Annotated in this window: 16 protein-coding genes; 8 read left to right on the top strand and 8 right to left on the bottom strand. The window is 71.1% G+C overall.

What is annotated here, in order from left to right:
- Positions 1–32 precede the first annotated feature (32 nt).
- Positions 33–1,928 carry a beta-L-arabinofuranosidase domain-containing protein gene (locus tag AB0H88_RS43955; protein WP_357654791.1) on the bottom strand — a complete coding sequence of 632 codons (1,896 nt, stop codon included), beginning with the start codon at positions 1,926–1,928 and terminating at the stop codon, positions 33–35.
- A 142-nt stretch (positions 1,929–2,070) separates the two neighbouring features.
- A complete protein-coding gene (locus tag AB0H88_RS43950) occupies positions 2,071–3,297 on the bottom strand; it encodes an alpha-hydroxy acid oxidase (protein ID WP_357654789.1) in 1,227 nt (408 codons plus the stop codon).
- 156 nt (positions 3,298–3,453) lie between these two features.
- Here AB0H88_RS43950 and AB0H88_RS43945 point away from each other — a divergent pair, with 156 nt between their 5' ends.
- Entirely contained in the window at positions 3,454–4,089 is a 636-nt protein-coding gene (locus AB0H88_RS43945) for a metal-dependent phosphohydrolase (protein ID WP_357654787.1), read from the top strand.
- On the opposite strand, the gene AB0H88_RS43940 is transcribed toward AB0H88_RS43945, so the two are convergent.
- The 3 genes from AB0H88_RS43940 to AB0H88_RS43930 are packed head-to-tail and all read right to left on the bottom strand — an operon-like array spanning position 4,039 to position 6,320.
- On the bottom strand, positions 4,039–4,302 hold the full coding sequence (locus AB0H88_RS43940) for a DUF4031 domain-containing protein (protein WP_225298128.1): 264 nt from the start codon (positions 4,300–4,302) through the stop codon (positions 4,039–4,041). The genes AB0H88_RS43945 and AB0H88_RS43940 overlap by 51 nt on opposite strands.
- Positions 4,303–4,355: 53 nt before the next feature.
- A complete protein-coding gene (locus tag AB0H88_RS43935) occupies positions 4,356–5,132 on the bottom strand; it encodes an HAD family hydrolase (protein ID WP_357654785.1) in 777 nt (258 codons plus the stop codon).
- A gap of 18 nt (positions 5,133–5,150) precedes the next feature.
- On the bottom strand, positions 5,151–6,320 hold the full coding sequence (locus tag AB0H88_RS43930; RefSeq protein WP_357654783.1) for a cytochrome P450: 1,170 nt from the start codon (positions 6,318–6,320) through the stop codon (positions 5,151–5,153).
- Between the two features lie 415 nt (positions 6,321–6,735).
- On the opposite strand from AB0H88_RS43930, the gene AB0H88_RS43925 reads away from it, so the two are divergent.
- Entirely contained in the window at positions 6,736–7,980 is a 1,245-nt protein-coding gene (locus tag AB0H88_RS43925; protein ID WP_357654781.1) for a hypothetical protein, read from the top strand.
- Between the two features lie 14 nt (positions 7,981–7,994).
- Positions 7,995–8,678 carry a DUF2786 domain-containing protein gene (locus tag AB0H88_RS43920; protein WP_357654779.1) on the top strand — a complete coding sequence of 228 codons (684 nt, stop codon included), beginning with the start codon at positions 7,995–7,997 and terminating at the stop codon, positions 8,676–8,678.
- 2 nt (positions 8,679–8,680) lie between these two features.
- On the opposite strand, the gene pgm is transcribed toward AB0H88_RS43920, so the two are convergent.
- Positions 8,681–10,318 carry a phosphoglucomutase (alpha-D-glucose-1,6-bisphosphate-dependent) gene (gene pgm, locus AB0H88_RS43915; protein ID WP_357654777.1) on the bottom strand — a complete coding sequence of 546 codons (1,638 nt, stop codon included), beginning with the start codon at positions 10,316–10,318 and terminating at the stop codon, positions 8,681–8,683.
- A gap of 76 nt (positions 10,319–10,394) precedes the next feature.
- Between pgm and AB0H88_RS43910 the strand changes: the two genes are divergently transcribed.
- The 4 genes from AB0H88_RS43910 to AB0H88_RS43895 all read left to right on the top strand — a co-directional run bounded on the left by AB0H88_RS43910 (position 10,395) and on the right by AB0H88_RS43895 (position 14,517).
- Positions 10,395–11,288, top strand: a complete 894-nt coding sequence (locus tag AB0H88_RS43910; protein ID WP_357654775.1) for an LLM class F420-dependent oxidoreductase — start codon at positions 10,395–10,397, stop codon at positions 11,286–11,288.
- Between the two features lie 109 nt (positions 11,289–11,397).
- Complete coding sequence (locus AB0H88_RS43905) at positions 11,398–11,994, top strand: glycoside hydrolase family 25 protein (protein ID WP_357654774.1); 597 nt, start codon at positions 11,398–11,400, stop codon at positions 11,992–11,994.
- A 21-nt stretch (positions 11,995–12,015) separates the two neighbouring features.
- Positions 12,016–13,998, top strand: a complete 1,983-nt coding sequence (gene thrS / locus AB0H88_RS43900; protein ID WP_357654772.1) for a threonine--tRNA ligase — start codon at positions 12,016–12,018, stop codon at positions 13,996–13,998.
- Between the two features lie 144 nt (positions 13,999–14,142).
- Positions 14,143–14,517 (top strand): hypothetical protein, encoded by a 375-nt coding sequence (locus AB0H88_RS43895; protein WP_357654770.1) that lies wholly within the window; start codon positions 14,143–14,145, stop codon positions 14,515–14,517.
- Positions 14,518–14,618: 101 nt separating this feature from the next.
- Here the strand turns inward: AB0H88_RS43895 and AB0H88_RS43890 are convergent, their stop codons facing one another.
- Positions 14,619–15,074: an Asp23/Gls24 family envelope stress response protein gene (locus AB0H88_RS43890; protein WP_357654768.1), complete on the bottom strand. Its 456-nt coding sequence runs from the start codon at positions 15,072–15,074 to the stop codon at positions 14,619–14,621.
- A 1,008-nt stretch (positions 15,075–16,082) separates the two neighbouring features.
- Between AB0H88_RS43890 and AB0H88_RS43885 the strand changes: the two genes are divergently transcribed.
- The gene (locus AB0H88_RS43885) at positions 16,083–16,613 is read left to right on the top strand and encodes an HIT domain-containing protein (protein WP_357654767.1); all 531 of its coding nucleotides are present in this window, start codon (positions 16,083–16,085) and stop codon (positions 16,611–16,613) included.
- On the opposite strand, the gene AB0H88_RS43880 is transcribed toward AB0H88_RS43885, so the two are convergent.
- Positions 16,569–18,614, bottom strand: a complete 2,046-nt coding sequence (locus tag AB0H88_RS43880) for a hypothetical protein (protein WP_357654765.1) — start codon at positions 18,612–18,614, stop codon at positions 16,569–16,571. The two genes, AB0H88_RS43885 and AB0H88_RS43880, sit on opposite strands and share 45 nt — an antisense overlap.
- Between the last annotated feature and the right edge of the window lie 45 nt (positions 18,615–18,659).

The raw sequence follows: 18,659 nt of genomic DNA, 5'->3' as shown, positions 1-18,659 counted from the left end.
CCTTCTTTCTGAATGAATCCGTTGGGTGGGGATCACGCATTGCGGACCCACACCCGCATGGCCTCGGGGCTACGGTTGCCCCACATGAAGTACGGGACGAAGGTCGTGGTGACCGTCGTCTCCGGGAACGCCCGCTCCCGCGGCAGCTCGGGGTAGAGCTCCGCGGACGGCGGCGGTGCCGTGGCCGCCTCCACCTGGAGGACGACCGCGCCTTCCGACGTGGCGATGTCGGCGGTGGACGTGGCGATGTGGGCGTTAACAATCCGTGGTAGCACCAGGTCGTCGACGTCCACAGGGCAGTCCTGCTGTTCGACGCAGTACACCAGCGGGCCGCGCGCCAGGCTGGCCGCGCCCCGGGTCGCGTCGAGGTAGGGATGGGAGCCGTGCGCCCTGACCGGCATCGGCAGGCTCAGGCGTATCTCGTCGCCCGCCCGCCAGACCCGCTCGACGCTCAGCCACCCGTCACGCGCGGCGGCGTCGGCCGGCGCGCCGTTGACGGTGACCGTCACGTCCTTCGCCCAGCCCGGCACGCGCAGCATGATCGTGTACGGCCCGTCGGGCGCCCGGTCCAGGACCAGGCGCACGTCGCCGTCCCACGGATAGTCGCTCTCCATCGTCAGCCCGAGCGCCTCGGTGTCGATCCTGGCCGCGGCGTAGGCGGCGATCAGCAGCGCGCCGTCGCGTTCGGCGGCCATGTGGTCGCCGAGCTGGGTCATCCAGCGCACGATGTTCGGCGGGCAGCAGGGGCAGCCGAACCACGGCCGGCGCAGCGGGTCGCCGCCGGCCTCCGCGCCGCTGCGCTGCTCGTGGTCGGGGCGGCGCTGGAGCGGGTTGTCGTAGAAGAAGGCGGTGCCCTCGGCCGACAGTCCGACGGCGTAGGCGTTGTACTGGATCCGCTCGAACACGTCGAGGTACTTGGCGCCGCCGGTGGCCAGGAACATCCGCCACGCCCACTGCATGGTGCCGATGGCCGCGCAGGTCTCGCTGTAGGCGCGTTCGGACGGCAGTTCGTAGCGGTCGCCGATGGCCTCGTCGGAGTGGCGGCTGCCCAGCCCGCCGGTGACATAGAGCTTGGTGGCCACCATGTCGTCCCACAGCCGCTCCAGCGCCTCGAACAGGGAGCGGTCTCCCGTCTCGAGATACACGTCGGCCGCGCCGGCGGCCAGGTAGGCCATGCGCACGGCGTGGCCGGTCACCGAGGGCAGTTCGCGGAAGGGCAGGTGGTCCTGGAAGTACTCGGCGGGGAAGATGCTGTGCTTCAGGTGCCCGTGGCCGCGCCGGTCGACGAACAGCCGGGCCTGGGTGAGATAGGCGCGCTCGCCCGTCTCCCTGAACAGCTCGACCAGCGCCATCTCCACTTCCGGGTGACCGCAGACGGCCTCCTGGCGGCCCTCGCCGTAGCGGGCCACGACCAGGTCGGCGAACTTGACCGCGACCGCGAGCAACCGCCTGTCGCCCAGGTGCCGGGCGGCGGCGACGGCGGCCTGGATGAGGTGGCCCAGGTTGTACAGCTCGTGCCCCCAGGCCAGGTCCTCCCACGGCTTCTTGGTGGCGGCCGGGTCCTGGAAGAAGGAGTTCAGGTAGCCGTCGTCCGCCTGCACCCGCTCCAGCAGCCCGACGACCTCCTCGTAGAACTCCCGTACGGGCTCGGCCGCGGTGCCCGTGGCCAGCTCGTACGCCAGCCCTTCGAGCGTCTTGTACAGGTCGGTGTCGAGGAACGGGTAGCGGCCCCGGTACGGGGGAGGGTCGTCCACCAGGAGGCGGCTGAGGTTGTCCACGTTCCCGGCGGCGCGCAGCCGCTCGATGGCGTGGGGGACCGTGGCCGCGCTGTTCCTGAGCTGCCAGGCATGCAGCAGGCCGCCCACGATGCGGACGGCGACCGGCTTGACGTGCTCGGACACCAGCTCTTCATCAGTAATGTGTGGCATTGCACTGAACGATAGGTGTCTGGCGGGTGCACTGCCAAGGGCTACGGCGAGGAATTCATCCGCCGTAACCAGACCGTAAACCAGGAAACGGTCATTTTTGGACGTGGCCCCGCGATCCATCCCAGGTCGGCGGGCCGCGTTGCTACCGCAGGCGCACGCAGTCGGGGTCGAGGCCCTCGACCCCGCTCACGCCGAGGAGTTGCAGCGTGCGGACCAGCTCGGCGCGCAGCAGGGCCAGCACCCGGTCCACGCCGAGCTCACCGCCCGCCATCAGCCCGTACAGGTAGGCCCGGCCGACGAAGCAGGCCCGGGCGCCCAGCGCCACCGCGATGGCGATGTCCGCGCCGCTGCGCACCCCGCCGTCCAGGAACACCTCCGTGCGGTCGCCGACCGCGGCCACCACCTCGGGCAGCAGCTCCAGCGGGGTGGGGGCGCGGTCCAGCTGGCGCCCGCCGTGGTTGGAGACGACCAGCCCGTCCACCCCCACGGCCGTCAGGTCCTTCGCGTCGTCCACCCGCTGCACGCCCTTGACCAGCAGCCGGCCCGGCCAGACCGACCGGATCCACTCCAGGTCCCGCAGCGTCACCGTCGGATCGAACATCAGGTTCGTGATCCCCGCCAGGTCGTCCGGCGCGCCGTCGACCGTGGCGAAGCGGAGCGGCTCGCTGGTGAGGAAGTCGAACCACCAGGCCGGACGGCTCAGCGCCTGCAGGACGCCGCGCCAGCGCAGGGCGGGCGGCATCGTCATGCCGTGCCGCACGTCACGCAGCCGCGCCCCCGCCACCGGCACGTCCACGGTGACGACCAGCACGTCCATGCCCGCTTCACGGGCCCGGTCGAGCGTCTCCTGGCTGCGCCCCCGGTCGCGCACGACGTAGAGCTGGAACCAGTTCCAGCCGTCCGGCGCCGCCGCCACCACGTCCTCGGCGGTCGTGGTCCCCATCGTGGACAGCGTGTAGGGCACCGATGCCCGCGCCGCCGCCCTGGCCACGGCGCGCTCGCCGTCGCGGTGCATCATCCGGGTGAACCCGGTGGGGGCGAGCACGACGGGCATCGCGATCCGCTTGCCGAGCACCTCCACCGCCGTGGGCGCCTCGGAGACGTCCCGCAGCACCCGCGGCCGCAGCTCGGCCCGCGCGAACGCCGCCACCGACCGGGCCAGCGACCGCTCTGCCTCGGCCGCGCCGTCGACGTAGTCGAACACCACCCGAGGCGCGCGCCGCCACGCCAGCCGCCGCATGTCCGCCAGATCGGCCACCGCGGCCAGCCGCCGCGCCCTCGACGGGAAGGGCCGCGGCCGGGGCGGCAGTACGGCACGCAACTCCTGCCAACGGGGCAGGCGCCGGGGATCCCTTGCCGTCGGCTCCATGTCCAGAACGCTATCAAGTCGGTAAATCCCGCTATACAGCCCGCACATACGTGCGCCCGACGAGTACGCGCCCCGGGGGGTGCGCCGGCCCGCTCGCGGCATCCGCTCGGCACCGCGCTCGCGGATCGCCGGGTGGCGTGATCTACGGTGGTCTCCATGCGCGAGGACTGGCTCACCCTGGTGGTGGACTCCCCGGCGGCCAGGGCCACCGGCGCGGAGCTGGTCGCCCGCTGGGCCGAGCCGCACCGCCGCTACCACACGCTCGCCCATCTCGCCGCCGTGCTCGCCGCCATCGACCGGCTCGCCGACGCCGCCGCCGACCCCGTCGCGGTACGGCTGGCCGCCTGGTTCCACGACGCCGTCTACGACGGGCGGCCGGGCTGGGACGAGGAGCGCAGCGCCCAGCTGGCCCAGGCGCGGCTGCCCCGCTGCGGCGTGCCCGCCGACCGGGTCGCCGAGGTGGCCAGGCTGGTACGGCTGACGGCCGCGCACGACACGCTGGCCGAGGGCGACCGCGACGGCGCCGTCCTGTGCGACGCCGACCTGGCGGTCCTGGGCGGTCCGGACTACGAGGCCTATAGGGGGCAGATCCGCCAGGAGTACGCGCACGTGCCCGACGAGCTCTTCCGCCAGGGCCGGGCCGGGGTGCTGCGCAGGCTCCTGGCCGTGCCACGGCTCTATCGCACGGACGAGGCGTACGCGCTGTGGGAGGAGCGCGCACGGGCCAACATGAGCGCCGAGCTAGTGGCGCTTGCGGCGGCGCAGGCCGCCGGCGATGAGGCGGCGCAGTAGCTCGCGCGAGCTGACCGCCTCCGCGCCCAGCTCCACGGCACGGGCGTGCACGGTCTCCGGCACGTCGTAGTGATCCCGGTCGAAGGCCCGCTCCGGCACGCCGAGCCGTAGCGCGAAGGCGTGCAGCTCGTCCAGGGAACTGTCGCTGACCAGGTGCGACCACATGAGGCCACGCGGCCCCGGCCAGGCTGGGGGATCGATGAGGACCGTCACGACGTCAAGGTATAGGACGTCAAGGTCAGGACGTTAAGGTTAGGACGTGAAGGTTAGGACGTGAAGGGGAGAACCCTCCCGCGCACGGCCAGCTCGCCGAGGTCATTCACCACCACGTCGGCGCCCTGCGCGCACAGCTCGGTGGTCTCCTCGGTGGTCTCTCCGTGCCGGTCGGCATGCCGGTCTACCGCGACGACGAGCCCGAAGCCGCCCTTGCGGCCCGCCTCGATCCCCGGCAGGGTGGCCTCCACCAGGGCCGCCTTGGGCGCGGGCAGCGCCAGGCGGCGCACCGCCTCCAGGAACAGCGCGGGGTCCGGCTTGCCCGGCAGGTTCATCAGGGCCGCGTCGTTGCCGTCGACCAGCACGTCGAACAGGTGCAGCACGCCCGCCGAGCCGACCAGCCTGCGGCCGTGCAGGCTGGCGGAGACGGCCGCCGTGCGCGCGCCCCGCTGGCGCAGCTCGTGCAGCAGCGCCACGGTCGAGGGGAAGGCGGCCACTCCGTACTTGTCCACCTGCGACAGGAACAGCCGGTCCTTGGCCAGGCCCAGGCCGTGCACGGTGGGCGCCCCCGCCTCGTCGTCGGGGGCGCCCTCCGGCAGCGTGATGCCGCGTGAGGCGAGGAAGGTACGGACGCCGTCCAGACGCGGACGGCCGTCGACATGCCGCAGGTAGTCGTCGCGGATGTCGAAAGGCGCCGAGCGGCCGCGTAGGAACGCGTCGAAGACGTGCTTCCAGGCGGCCGCGTGCCCTCGAGCGGTGTCGGTGACCACGCCGTCGGTGTCGAACACGACGGCGCTGATCGCGGTCAGGTCGATGACGGGCTCGTTCACTCTGTGAACGTAACCGGTCTACCACGCTACGGGTAGCTTCTCCACGCCATAGACGATGGCGAGCTTTCTGAACGGCACCTCACCCGCCACCTGGAGCCCCGGGAAACGCCGCAGCAGCGCGGGGAAGGCGATCCGCATCTCCATCTGGGCCAGGGGCGCCCCGACGCAGCGGTGGATGCCGTGGCCGAACGCCAGGTGCGAGCCCGCCGTCGGGCGCTCCGGTCGGACCTCCTCGATCCCCTCGCCGAGATGAGGGTCGCGGTTGGCCGCCGTGAGCGAGCAGAGCACCATCTCGCCCTTCTTGATCGGCCGGCCGAACAGGTCCATGTCCTCGCGGGCGAAGCGGGGGAAGGCCACCTGCACCACGGTCATGTAGCGCAGCAGCTCCTCGACCATCTGCTCGGCGTAACGGTCGTCCTCGCGCACCCGGGCGGCCTGCTCGGGGTTCTCCAGCAGCCAGAGCGTGCCCAGCGCGAGCATGCTCGTGCTGGTGTCGTGGCCGCCGGTGAGCAGGCCGTCGGCCATGCTGGCCAGCGTCCGGTCGTCGAGGTCGTCGCCGTGCTCGCGCAGCAGCTCCCCGAGCAGGCCGTCGCCGGGGTTCAGCCGTTCGCGGGCGACCAGGTCCGTCAGGTACGCCATCGCGTCGTTGATCGATTGAAGGGAAGCCTCGGGCCCGGCGGTGAGGTCGAAACGGTTCGTGCTGATCTTCAGGAATTCGGACCGTTCCTCGTACGGCACACCCAGCAGTTCGCACACGACCAGAGAGGGGATCGGCAGCGCGAACGACTCCACCAGATCGGCCGCCGACCCGTTGGCCGCCATCCGGTCCAGGCACTCCTCCACCAGGGCCTCGATGCGCGGCACCAGCCTGCGCAGGCGGTGCATGGTGAACTCCGGCGTCAGGTACTTGCGCAGTCTGGTGTGCTCAGGCGGATCGCGGAAGCCGAGGCCGCCCGGATCCTCCTGGTTGGTGCCCAGACCGATCACGTTGCCGAAGTCGTTGCTGAACCGCTCATGGTCGGCGAGCACGCTGCGCACGTCGTCGTAGCGGGTGACCAGATAGACCGTCTGGTCTCCCGGGATCGACATCGGGAACACCGGCTGCTCGGTGCGGATGCGGCCGAGCTCGGCCACCGGGTCGAAGCCCTCGCGCATGAACTGGACGAGCGGGAACTCTGAGTCTGACATCGGAATCCGTCCTGCTGGGATACATCACACTTTGTTGGGATAAATCCCTACATAGATGGTCCCACCCGCAGGACGCGATCTGGCCAGCCTCAGCCGAGCGCCGGCATCCTCGTGACCTCGTCCGGAGATGGGATCGACCGGTCGCGCGCCCGCACCGGAGGCTCGGGCAACAGGGCCTGCGCCATCAGCGACGGCGGCGCCGGTTTGGGCCGGCGTGGCTCGTGCGCGGGCCTCCATGGCCAACCGGCTCCATTGTGCGTCACCACCTTCATGAACGCGAGGTCTCCTGTGTCGGGGGATGATTGTGGTAAACGTGGGCAAAGCGGGGCGGCAGAGGCCGTTTGGCGTACAGGTATCGCCACATTCTGCGATGATCTCGCTATAAGCGGAGTTTGAGCCTCACGGATAGTGACTGATGCCCACCACATTCGAGGAAATAGCTGCCTTCGTCGCCGAAAAGCCGTTCGCGACCGCGGTCATAGCGCTGCTGGGCCTGGCCGGGCTGGTGCTCGCCTACCTGATACTCAGGGTCGCCTGGCGGGCCCTCGCCTGGGTCGTCTCGCGCTATATCGCCCCACGTCCCATCGAGGACGTCCTGACCGTCGTGGCCGCCTCCATCGCCACCGGTGTCTCCGCCCAGGGCATGTGGCGCTTCTCCGGTGACGTGCTCGGCCTCGACGGGCCGCTGCGGCTGCTGCTGTTCGCGTTCATCGAGGTCGCGATCATCACCTCGGCTGTACGGGCGCGCCGCAACATGCGCGAGAACTTCTCCGCCGGGATCGACGGCATCGCCGTGTGGGCGCTGACCTGCCTGACCGCCGTACTGTCCAGCATGGACGCGCGCAGCCTGCCCGAGGCCGTCTTCCGGCTCGCCGCGCCGCTGGTGGCCGCCTGGCTGTGGGAGCGCGGCATGGCCATCGAGCGGCACCGCATCAGGGGCACCGGCCGCATCAACTGGCGCCTCACCCCCGAACGCCTGCTGGTCAGGGTGGGCCTGGCCGAGGTGAGCGACCGCACCGCGAGTGAGGTCGACGCCCACCGCAGGCTCACCCGCGTCGCCCTGGCCGCCAAGCGGGCCAGGTCGCTGCGCGAGGGCGGCGCGTCCGAGCGCAAGCTGCGCGGCGCGCTGGCCAAGCTCGACAAGGCCATGGACCAGGCCGTCGAGCACACCGGGCTGGCCGTCGACCAGGGCCGCCAGGAGGCGCTGCTCGCCCAGATCGCGGCTCTGTACAACACCTCCGCCCTCATCGACGCCGACCCGCGCGTGCCCTGGGAGCCGGAGGCCGACCACCACCCCGTGCCGGCCCGCCCCGCCCTGCCGCCCGCGCTGGTCGAGCTCGTCCAGGACGATGACGAGGACATCCAGGTGTTCGACACCACGCCGCAGGTCGTCGACACCGCGCAGCGTGCCGCGCTGATGCGCTCCGCCCGCGACTACTGGGACAGGCAGATCGCCAAGGGCATCGTGCCGCGCACGATCGACATCGCGCAGGAGATCGGCCTCTCACTGCCCGCCGCCCGCCAGTATCGTGCTCTGTGGAAGCTGGAGCCCGAGGCGCACGCGCTCATCGAGGCTCTGTACCAACAGCATGGCATCGTGGACACCGGCGCCTTCCCGGCCATCGCCGACGACGGGCGGATGCTGACCACCAAGTCCTGAGCCCGGGGGGCCGGTTGAGGGAGCGCACGCTCGAACGGGTCAGAAAGCTCCTGGCCAAGGCCGAACGCACCGACAACGAGCACGAGCGGGCCACCTTCATGGCGGCGGCGGCGTCGCTCATGGCCAAGTACGGCATCGACTCCCTGGATCCGGCCGACACCCGCCAGGCGCCGGGTGACCGGATCGTCACCCTGCCCAACCCGTGGGCTCGGGAGAAGGCGCGGCTCGTCAGCCTGGTCGCGCAGGCGCTGCGCTGCCGGCCGCTGCTCATCGGGCGCGGCGACGGCGGGCAGCGGGTGCACGTCTTCGGCTTCGCCGCCGACCTCGAACGGGCCGACGTACTGGCCACCTCGCTGCTGCTGCAGATGGCCACGGGACTGGCCCGGGTACGGCCGCCCGACACCGCGATCCGCGCCTACCGGCGATCGTGGCTGCTCGGGTTCACCGACGAGGTGTACCGGCTGCTGCGCGAGGCCGAGACGCGGGCCGAGGAACGGGCTCCTGCCGCGAGCACCGCGCTCGTGCTGGCCGACCGGCGGGCGGAGGTGGAGCGGGCGGTGGCGGCGCACTACCCGCGCATCCGGCTCAGCGTGCCGCGCACCAGCGGCACCGGCTACCGCGCCGGCGTTGAGGCGGGCCGCCGCGCCGACCTGGGCCGCACCCGCGTGGACACCCAGCCCGGCCGCCAACTGACCTGACCTCAGCCCAGGGTGGCCGAGACGAGGGAGCGGGCCTCCTTCTGGACCTCGGCCAGGTGCTCGGGCCCCTTGAAGGACTCGGCGTAGATCTTGTACACGTCCTCGGTCCCCGACGGCCGGGCCGCGAACCAGGCGCTCTCGGTCGACACCTTCACCCCGCCCAGCGCCGCCCCGTTGCCGGGCGCCGCCGTCAGCACCGAGGTGATGGGCTCGCCGGCCAGCGACGTCGCCGTGACCTGGTCGGCCGACAGCTTGCCCAGCACCGCCTTCTCCTCCCTGGTCGCGGGCGCGTCGACCCGGGCGTACGCCGGCTCGCCGTACCGGGAGGTGAGCTCCTTGTAGTGCTCGCTCGGCGAGCGTCCCGTGACCGCGAGGATCTCCGACGCCAGCAGCGCCATGATCAGGCCGTCCTTGTCCGTCGTCCACACCGACCCGTCGCGGCGCAGGAACGAGGCCCCCGCGCTCTCCTCGCCGCCGAACCCGAGCGAGCCGTCCAGCAGCCCCGGCACGAACCACTTGAAGCCCACCGGAACTTCATAGAGCCGCCGCCCGAGCGAATCGGCCACGCGGTCGATGACGCTGCTGCTGACCATCGTCTTGCCCACCCCGGCGCCCGCCGGCCACCCGTCGCGGTGCGCGTAGAGGTAGGAGATCGCCACGGCCAGGTAGTGGTTGGGGTTCATCAGCCCGCCGTCGGGCGTGACGACGCCGTGCCGGTCGGCGTCGGCGTCGTTGCCGGTGGAGATCTGGTACTGGCCGCTGCTGGCGATGAGCGAGGCCATGGCGTACGGCGAGGAGCAGTCCATCCGGATCTTGCCGTCCCAGTCGAGTGTCATGAACCGCCAGGTCGGGTCCACCAGCGGGTTGACCACGGTCAGGTCCAGCCGGTGCCGCTCGGCGATCTCCCCCCAGTAGGCGACGCTGGCCCCGCCGAGGGGGTCCGCGCCGATGCGTACCCCCGCCGACCTGATCGCGTCGAGGTCGAGGACCGAGGGCAGGTCGCCGACGTAGGCGCCGACGAAGTCGTAGCGTCCGGTCGTGTCCGCCCGCAGAGCCTTCGTGTAGGGAACGCGGAGGATGTTCTTCATGCCCCCGGCCAGCAGGCGGTTGGCCCGGTCCTGGATCCAGGTCGTGGCGTCGGTGTCGGCCGGGCCGCCGTGCGGCGGGTTGTACTTGAAGCCGCCGTCGGGCGGCGGGTTGTGCGACGGCGTGATCACCACCCCGTCCGCCAATCCGGTGGACCGGCCGCGGTTGTAGGTGAGGATCGCGTGCGAGACGGCGGGCGTCGGCGTGTAGCCGTCGCGGCTGTCGATGAGCACCCGCACCCCGTTGGCCGCGAACACCTCCAGCGCAGACACCCGCGCGGGCTCCGAGAGCGCGTGGCTGTCGAGGCCGAGGAACAGCGGCCCGTCCGTGCCCTGGGCGTGGCGGTACTCGCAGATCGCCTGGCTGGTGGCGAGGATGTGATCCTCGTTGAACGCCGTGTTCAGCGACGAGCCACGATGCCCGGAGGTCCCGAAAGCCACCCGCTGCGCCACCTCGTCGGGATCGGGGTGGAGGGCGTAGTAGGCGGTGACCAGCTTGGCCACGTCGACCAGGTCGGCGGGCTGGGCGGGCTGTCCGGCGCGTTCGTGGGTCATGAGGCCACTTTACGAGTGGCCGCCCGGCGAGGCTCGGCTAGACTCGCGTCAGTCACTAGAATGGAGTTCGGTTGCCATGCGTATCGGACTACTCCTGAACGAATCTCAGGATCCGGACCCGCTGGGCGGGCTCCGCGACAAGCTCGCCATGGCGGCCGACGACGGCTTCGCCTCCGCCTGGCTTTCCCACATCTTCGGCCTCGACGCCCTCACCACGCTGGCCGTGGCGGGCAGCCAGGTGCCGGGCATCGAGCTCGGCACCGCCGTGGTGCCGACCTTCCCGCGTCATCCCCTCGCTCTCGCCCAGCAGGCCATGACGGTCAACGCGGCGGTCCGCGGGCGGCTGTCGCTCGGCATCGGCCTGTCGCACCAGATGGTCATCGAGAACATGTTCGGCTACAGCTTCGAGCGGCCGGGCCGGCACATGAAGGAGTACCTGGAGATCCTCATGCCGGCCACGCGCGGCGAGCAGGTCGACTACGACGGCGAGACCCTCAAGGCCCACGCCCGGCTCACCACGCCGGGAGCGGGGCTGCGGGTGCTGATCGCGGCCCTGGGCCCGCGCATGCTCAAGCTGGCCGGCACCGTCGCCGACGGCACCGTGCTCTGGATGACCGGCCCCAGGACCGTCGCCGAGCACGTCGCGCCCACGATCACCGCCGCCGCGAGCGAAGCCGGGCGGCCCGCGCCGCGCGTGGTCTGCTCGCTGCCGATCAGCGTCACCGACGACGTCGACGCCACCAGGGCCCGCGCCAACGAGATCTTCTCCATCTACGGCCAGTTGCCCTCCTACCGGGCGATGCTCGACCGGGAGGGCGCGGCCGGTCCCGGCGACGTGGCGATCGTCGGCGACGAGGACAGCGTGCGCGCCCAGCTCGACGGGCTGGCCAAGGCCGGGGTGACGGAGTTCGTGGCCTCCGAGTTCGCCCATCGGGAACGCACCAGGGCATTTCTCAAGACACTCCTCTGATCGGCTCGGACTGGCTCGGACTGGCTCGGACTGGCTCGGACTGGCTCTGATCGGCGCGTCGGTGGGGGGACCGGGAGGCATCCGAATAAACTCCCGCAAGGTGAAGCGCTTGCTGCATGGCATAGACGTGTCCAACTGGCAAGGGTCCGTCGACTGGACCGACCACGCGGGAGCCGGGGTAGCGTTCGCCTTCGCCAAGGCCAGCGAGGGCGGCGACTACACCGACACGTACTTCGCCCGCAACTGGCAGGGCATGCGGGAGAGCTGGGTCGTCTGCGGCGCCTATCACTACGCCCGTCCGAAGGGTGACCCCAACGAGCAGGCCCGCCACTTCCTGGGCGCGGTCGGGGCGGCGGGCGGGTTTCGCCGCGGCGACCTGGTCGCGCTCGACCTGGAGAGCAACGACGGGATCCGGCCCGAGCAGGTCGCCCGCTTCGCCCGCCGCTGGTGCCGCTACGTCGAGCGGCACGGCGGCGTGCGCCCGTTCGTCTACACCTTCCCGTGGTTCGCCCGCGCGGGTAACTGCGCGGGCCTCGGCGACTATCCGCTGTGGATCGCCAACCCGGAGAAACCCTGCGGCGAGCCGCTGGTGCCCGGCCCATGGGGCGAGTGGACGATTCACCAATATGCGAACAGCCCGCTGGACCGCAACGTCTTCCGCGGGAGCCGGGAAGACCTGACAAGGCTGGGGTTTCACCCGCGATAGCATCGATGCTTACCACCAACAGTGCTATCCAAGGGAGTCACCGTGTCAGCCGAGCTACGCATCACCCTCGCCGGAGCCGAGCGTGTGGTCGCGGCCGGCACGACGGCCGGTGACGCGCTGGAGGCGGACGGCCGCACCGTCATCGCCGCCAGGGTCAACGGCGAGGCCCGTGACCTGTTCCACGAGGTCGCCGAGGGCGACGTCGTCGAGCCGATCGAGGTCTCCAGCGACGAGGGCCGGGCCATCGTCCGCCACTCCACCGCCCACGTCATGGCGCAGGCGGTGCAGGAGCTGTTCCCGGGGGCCAAGCTGGGCATCGGGCCGCCCGTCGACAACGGCTTCTACTACGACTTCGACGTCGAGCAGGCGTTCCACCCCGACGATCTCAAGCGCGTGGAGAAGCGCATGCGCGAGATCGTCAAGCAGGGGCAGCTGTTCTCCCGCCGGGCCGTCTCCGACGACGAGGCCCGCGAGGAGCTGGCCGGGGAGCCGTACAAACTCGAGCTCATCGGGCTCAAGGGCGGCTCACTCGAGGAGGAGAGCGTCGAGGTCGGCGCGGGCCAGCTGACCATCTACGACAACCTCGACCCGAAGACCGGCGAGCTGTGCTGGAAGGACCTCTGCCGCGGCCCGCACGTGCCCTCCACCAGGTCCATCACGGCCTTCAAGCTCATGCGCTCCGGCGGCGCCTACTGGCGGGGCAGCGAGAAGAACCCGCAGCTCCAGCGCATCTACGGCACCGCGTGGGAGTCGCGCGACAAGCAGGACGACTACCTCAAGATGCTGGAGGAGGCCGAGAAGCGCGACCACCGCAAGCTGGGCGCCGAGCTCGACCTGTTCTCCTTCCCCGACGAGCTGGGCTCCGGGCTGGCGGTCTTCCACCCCAAGGGCGGCGTGATCCGCCGGGTGATGGAGGACTACTCGCGGCGCAAGCACGAGGAGGCGGGCTACGAGTTCGTCAACACGCCGCACATCACCAAGGAGAAGCTGTACCAGGTCTCGGGGCACCTCGACTGGTATCGCGACGGGATGTTCCCGCCCATGGAGCTCGAGGGCGCGCGCTACTACCTCAAGCCGATGAACTGCCCGATGCACAACCTGATCTTCCGGGCGCGCGGGCGCTCCTACCGTGAGCTGCCGCTGCGACTGTTCGAGTTCGGCACCGTCTACCGCTACGAGAAGTCGGGGGTCGTCCACGGCCTGACCCGGGTGCGCGGCTTGACGCAGGACGACGCCCACATCTACTGCACCCGCGAGGAGATGCGCGACGAGCTGGCCTCGCTGCTGCGCTTCATCCTCGACCTGCTGCGCGACTACGGGCTCGACGACTTCTACCTGGAGCTGTCCACCAAGGACCCGGAGAAGTTCGTCGGCTCCGACGACGCGTGGGAGGAGGCGACCCAGACGCTGCGCGAGGTCGCCGAGTCCGAGCATCTGGAGCTGGTGCTCGACCCGGGCGGCGCCGCCTTCTACGGGCCGAAGATCTCCGTGCAGGTACGTGACGCGATCGGCCGCACCTGGCAGATGTCGACGATCCAGCTCGACTTCAACCTGCCCGAGCTGTTCGAGCTCGAATACCAGGCGGCCGACGGCACCCGCAAGCAGCCCGTCATGATCCACCGGGCGCTCTTCGGGTCGATCGAGCGCTTCTTCGGCGTGATGGTCGAGCACTACGCGGGCGCCTTCCCTCCGTGGCTGGCCCCCGTGCAGGTCGCCGGCATCCCGATCGCCGACGCGCACATCCCCTACCTGCAGGACGTGGCCAAGAAGCTGCGCGAGCGCGGGATCAGGGTCGAGGTCGACACGGCCGACGACCGGATGCAGAAGAAGATCCGCAACGCCCAGAAGTCCAAGGTCCCGTTCATGCTGCTGGCCGGTGACGACGACATCGCCAACGGGGCGGTCTCGTTCCGCTACCGCAATGGCGAGCAGAAGAACGGCGTGCCCGTGGAGGAGGCGATCGCCGAGATCGTCAACGCTGTGGAGCGTCGCGTCCAGGTCTGACTTTCCAGCATGGTGGAAGGGGTACGGCGGAAGTCCGCCGTACCCCTTCGCGCGTGCACCCCCCACAGCCCCCCGCTGCCACCTCGCGCGTCCGCCTCCAGACCGAGGTACTGATCGCGCCCGTTCGGCGGCTTCGTGGCGGCGGTGTTCGAGCGTGTCGCCCGATGGGGTGACGGCTTCCTGGGCGCCGGGCTCGGGCCTCAGTGGATGGACACGGCCTTCCGCGACGTGGAGCCGCGATGGGAGCTCGCCGGCCGTGAGGGCCGTCCGCGCCTGGTGGCCCAGGTCAACGTCGCGCTCGGTCCGGAGACGGTGCTGGCGGAAGCCAGACAGGAGATGGGCGACTACTACGCCTTCACCGGGCGCCCCGAGCACATGCTGGCCGGGCTGCTCACCACGCCCGCCGCGGTCCGGGACGCGGTCACGGCGTTCACCGGCATCGGCGCCGACGAGGTGATGCTCTACTGCTGGGCCTCCGACCCGGACCAGATCGACCGCCTGGCCGACGCGGTGGCCTGATCCACCTCCTGGCGGTACGTGCCGTCGGACTTCCGGCCAATGCTCCGATCCCGGGGGACGGTCGCCTGTTGAGCCGATGCCCTGGTCCCTTTCGGTTCTGGTCAGAAGGGGTCTGGTTCCGGGGGTTCTCCGGTGGGTTTGGGGTCGCCGGGGAGGCGGACGTCGTCGACTGTCACGTTCACCTCGGTCACACGCAGGCCGAGCATGCGGCTGACGCTGCGGGCCACATTGGTCTTGACGGCGGCGGCGACCTCCATCACCACGTGGCCGTACTCGACCACGATCGTCAGGCTCACCGCCACCTGGCGGTCCTGGATATCGGCGCTCACGCCCTGGTGGCCGCGCCCGGCGCCGATGCCGGTGTGGTCGCGGACCGACTCGAAGCCCCGGGCGAGGTCGCCGCCCATGTCCGCGACGCCTGGCACCTCCAGTGTCGCGATATAGGCCACCTTCTCCACCACCTCGTCGGCGACCTTGATCCGCCCCTTCACCACGGCCGCGGTGGCCGTCGGCTGGTCCCCAGAGAACGCCGGTGCGGCCGCCTCTCCGTACGGCAAGGCGCCGTACGGAGAGGCGGCAGCTGGAGCCGTGGCGGATCCAAGCCCGGCGGATCCAGGATTGGCGGGTCCGAGCCCGGTGGATCCAGGATTGGCGGGTCCGAGCCCGGTGGATCCAGGATTGGCGGGTCCGAGCCCGGTGGGTCCTGAATTGGCGGGTCCAAGACTGGCGGGTCCGGGACTGGTGTGGCGAAGTTCGGCGGTACCAGGTCCGGAGGGGCCAGGTTCGGAGACGCCAGGGCCAGGGAAACCGGGGTCAGAGAAACCAGGGCCGTCCGGGCTGGGTTCCGGGGTTGCGGGGGCGATGCCGCGGACTCCGGCGCGGCTGGAACCGGTCCCGCTTCTGCGGGATCCGACGCCGCTGGGGTCACTGCCGATGTTCCGGGCGCTGCCGCCGCTGGAGTCGGCCCCGGTGCCACGGAGCCCGCCGTCACCAGAGACGGAGCCGACGGCGCGGACTCCAACGTCGCCGGAGTCCAGGCTGGAGCCGGAGTGGGAGCCAAAGCCGGAGCCGGCATCCGAGCTGGAGCTGGAACCGGAGTTCAAACTGGCGTTGGGCCCGATAGAGCGGACTCCAACGTCGCCGGACTCCAGGCCGGCGCCGGAATAGGAGCCCGAGCCAGAGCCGGAATCCGAGCCGGAGCCGGGTCCCAAGCCGGAACCGGAGCTGGAGCTCACCCCGGGACTCCAGCCGGAGCCGGAGTCCGCGTCGACACTGGAGGCGCTGGAGGCGCTGGAGCTAGGGCCGATGGAGCGGAGCGAGCCGCCACCGTACGGGTCAGGGCCCCGTTCTGTGGTGCCGGCACCGGTGCCGGTGCCGGTATCGCCATGTCCTGTGGCGAGGTAGGCCGGGGGTTCGTATCCCGTGCTGCTCGTTCCCGTGGTGCCCGGGTTGGTGGTGTCGTCGCCTAATGCGTCGGTCATCGCGTTCTCCTCTGGGCGGTCTTGAGGATTGTCCCGGAAGCCCGTGCCGTTTGTCCCAAGACCTGGGGCCCTATGCTGCTAGATATGCACGATCAGGCAGGGGCCGGGGAGCCAGACAACTTCCAGCGTCTGTGGACCCCGCATCGGATGGCCTACATCAAGGGCGAGGGTAAGCCGACCGGGACGGGCGCCGACGACGGGTGTCCGTTCGACGCCATCCCCAAGATGAGCGACGAGGAGGGGCTGATCGTGGCCAGGGGGGAGGTCGTGTACGCGGTTCTCAACCTTTACCCCTACAACTCCGGTCATCTCATGATCGTGCCTTATCGGCACGTACCCGACTATGACCTGCTTGATGGTGCCGAACTGGTGGAGCTGGCGGAGTTCACCCAGCGGGCGGTGCGCGCGTTGCGCAAGGCGAGTGGGGCTCAGGGATTCAACGTCGGCATGAACCTCGGTCAGGTGGCGGGGGCGGGCATCGCCGCCCACCTGCACCAGCATGTGGTGCCGAGGTGGGGCGGCGACACCAACTTCATGCCGGTCGTCGCGCAGACCAAGGTGTTGCCGCAGCTACTTCGTGACACGCGCGAGCTGCTCGCCGACGCTTGGGACTGACGGCCGCGGCAGCGTGGAGATGCCCACGGACAGCAGCAGCGGGATCGCCAGGGCCAGGGCCATCGACAGCACGGCCGCGCCGGAGTCGTTGACCAGCATCCCGAGGACGCCGCTCACGAGCGTGCCGATCAGCCCGGCGCGCAGCGCGGGGGAGTGGGCGAAGGCGGCGGGCACCACTCCGGCCGAGGCCTTCTCGGGCCGCAGGATCGCATAGACGAGGAACGCGCCGGCGGCGATCACGATCGGCATCAGGTTGGGGCTGAGCAGCGTGGCCAGCATGGCGCTGAGCTTGCGCAGGATGACCTCGAGCGCCTCGCCGCTGAGCACCTGGCCGACGAAGCGGCCCAGGTGGGTCTGCTTGTCCGGCGGTTGCAGGTAGTTGATGACCGCGAACGTCATCACGATCACCGCCCCCGCCACGCAGAACGCGCCCAGCTTCACGATCGACACCCGCTTGCCCGCCACGAGCAGCGCGGTCACCGCGATCCCCGGGACGAACGCGATCACGCCGCCGAAGTCGCTGCCCATGCCCGAGCCGCCGAGCACCATCGCGAACGCCCCCAGCACCGCCACCGCCGCCACGCCCACCTTGCCCGGGAAGCGGTGGGCGATGGTCGTGGTGGCCAGCAGCGTGCCGGTGGCCAGCAGCGCGAACGGGATGTTGCCCAGGCCGTAGTAGCGGGCGCCCACCTCGGCGCTGTAGCCCATGATGCTGTTGAGCTGCAGGGTCGTGCCGGTCAGCAGGTCGCCGGCGAGCGTGAGCGCGGTGATGCCCGCCACGACCGTGAGCGGGCCGAGCGGGCTGCGCCGCCACGGCCCCGCACAGGCCAGGAGCGTGATGGCCGCCGTCCAGCCGAGCGCGCCGCCGACCAGGCCCGGCAGAGTGGACCATGGCAGCAGGTTGACCAGGTAGCTGGAGACGGGCAGCGCGGCCAGGGCGACCGCCGCCAGGCGGACCCCGGGCAGGCCCTTGCGGCGGCGCAGCAGCAGGAACGCGATCAGGTAGAACAGGACCTGCAGCACGGCGACGACCGTGAAGTAGATGCCCTTGATCGAGCGGATCGTCTGCGCGGTGGCGTCGGCGCGGCGCAGCCGGTCGATCGTCGCGCTCTGCGCGCTCACCTGGAGCGGAACGCCCACGACCGTGTCGGGCACCGGTACGCCGGCCGTGGTCAGCGCGGTGGCGGTCAGGTCGGGCAGGATCGAGATGTCGTCGCGGTGCGTGGAGGCGGCGCCGAGCAGGTGACCCTGCGCGTCCGGCTGGCGCAGCATCGCGACCCGCAGGTGCGGCACGGAGCCGTGGTCGGACAGGCCGGCCAGGATGACGGTCGCGTCGGCGGGCAGGGCCGTCAGCAGCGCGCCCGCCTTCGCGTCGGCCTGCCGCAGCGCGGCCCGGCGCTCGGGGGCGCTGAGCTGCTCGGGTACGCGGGGCAGCTTGCCGGTGGACAGGTAGGGGCGGATGAGGTCGTCGACCTCGGCCGCCACCATCCGGCACTGCGTCAGGTCGGCTGCCGTGACCTGGTCGGGGGAGGCGAGGTAGCGGGACACCGCGCCGCTCCGGTCGGCCAGCGCCAGCGCGGCGCCGGGGCCGACCGCGACCGAGCACTGGCCCGCGGCCTTCAGCGCCTCGCCGAGCGTGCCCGCGTTGCGCTGGCCCGCCACGTCGATGAGGTAGCGGTAGTCGGGGATGACGGCGCCCTGGCCGCTCGCCTGCGGCGCCGGCGGCTCGCCGCAGCTGTAGCCGGAGGCCGACCTGGTGCCCGCCGACACGGTGAGCCACCCGTCGTAGGGGCAGGTCAGGCTGCCCACAGTGCGTACGGACAGCGATCCGATCGCACTGGCACCCGCGAGCCGCCACAGATTGGGCGTGTCGTTCGGGGTGATGTCGTTCCAGTGGAGCCCCGGCACACCGATGAGCGCCACCCGCCCACCGCCGTCCTCGGCCTGCCCTGCCTGGGCGAACCCCCCGACGAACAGGAGAACCGCCAACACGACCAGCACGCGCCTCACGGGAATGTCCCCCTACGATCTACGGCTACCGTCCGC

The sequence above is a fragment of the Nonomuraea sp. NPDC050680 genome, from assembly GCF_040654555.1.
Classification (GTDB): Bacteria; Actinomycetota; Actinomycetes; order Streptosporangiales; family Streptosporangiaceae; genus Nonomuraea.
The sequence above is the reverse complement of the archived record's forward strand: the minus strand, read 5'-3'. Positions and strand labels throughout refer to the sequence as shown.

Bases quoted from the DNA above. Each gene is read 5' to 3' on its own strand.
- AB0H88_RS43910 (WP_357654775.1), top strand. From the start codon at position 10,395: ATGCGTATCGGACTACTCCTGAACGAATCTCAGGATCCGGACCCGCTG.
- AB0H88_RS43925 (WP_357654781.1), top strand. From the start codon at position 6,736: ATGCCCACCACATTCGAGGAAATAGCTGCCTTCGTCGCCGAAAAGCCG.
- AB0H88_RS43950 (WP_357654789.1), bottom strand. From the start codon at position 3,297: ATGGAGCCGACGGCAAGGGATCCCCGGCGCCTGCCCCGTTGGCAGGAG.
- AB0H88_RS43955 (WP_357654791.1), bottom strand. From the start codon at position 1,928: ATGCCACACATTACTGATGAAGAGCTGGTGTCCGAGCACGTCAAGCCG.
- pgm (WP_357654777.1), bottom strand. From the start codon at position 10,318: ATGACCCACGAACGCGCCGGACAGCCCGCCCAGCCCGCCGACCTGGTC.
- AB0H88_RS43930 (WP_357654783.1), bottom strand. From the start codon at position 6,320: ATGTCAGACTCAGAGTTCCCGCTCGTCCAGTTCATGCGCGAGGGCTTC.
- AB0H88_RS43885 (WP_357654767.1), top strand. From the start codon at position 16,083: ATGCACGATCAGGCAGGGGCCGGGGAGCCAGACAACTTCCAGCGTCTG.
- AB0H88_RS43945 (WP_357654787.1), top strand. From the start codon at position 3,454: ATGCGCGAGGACTGGCTCACCCTGGTGGTGGACTCCCCGGCGGCCAGG.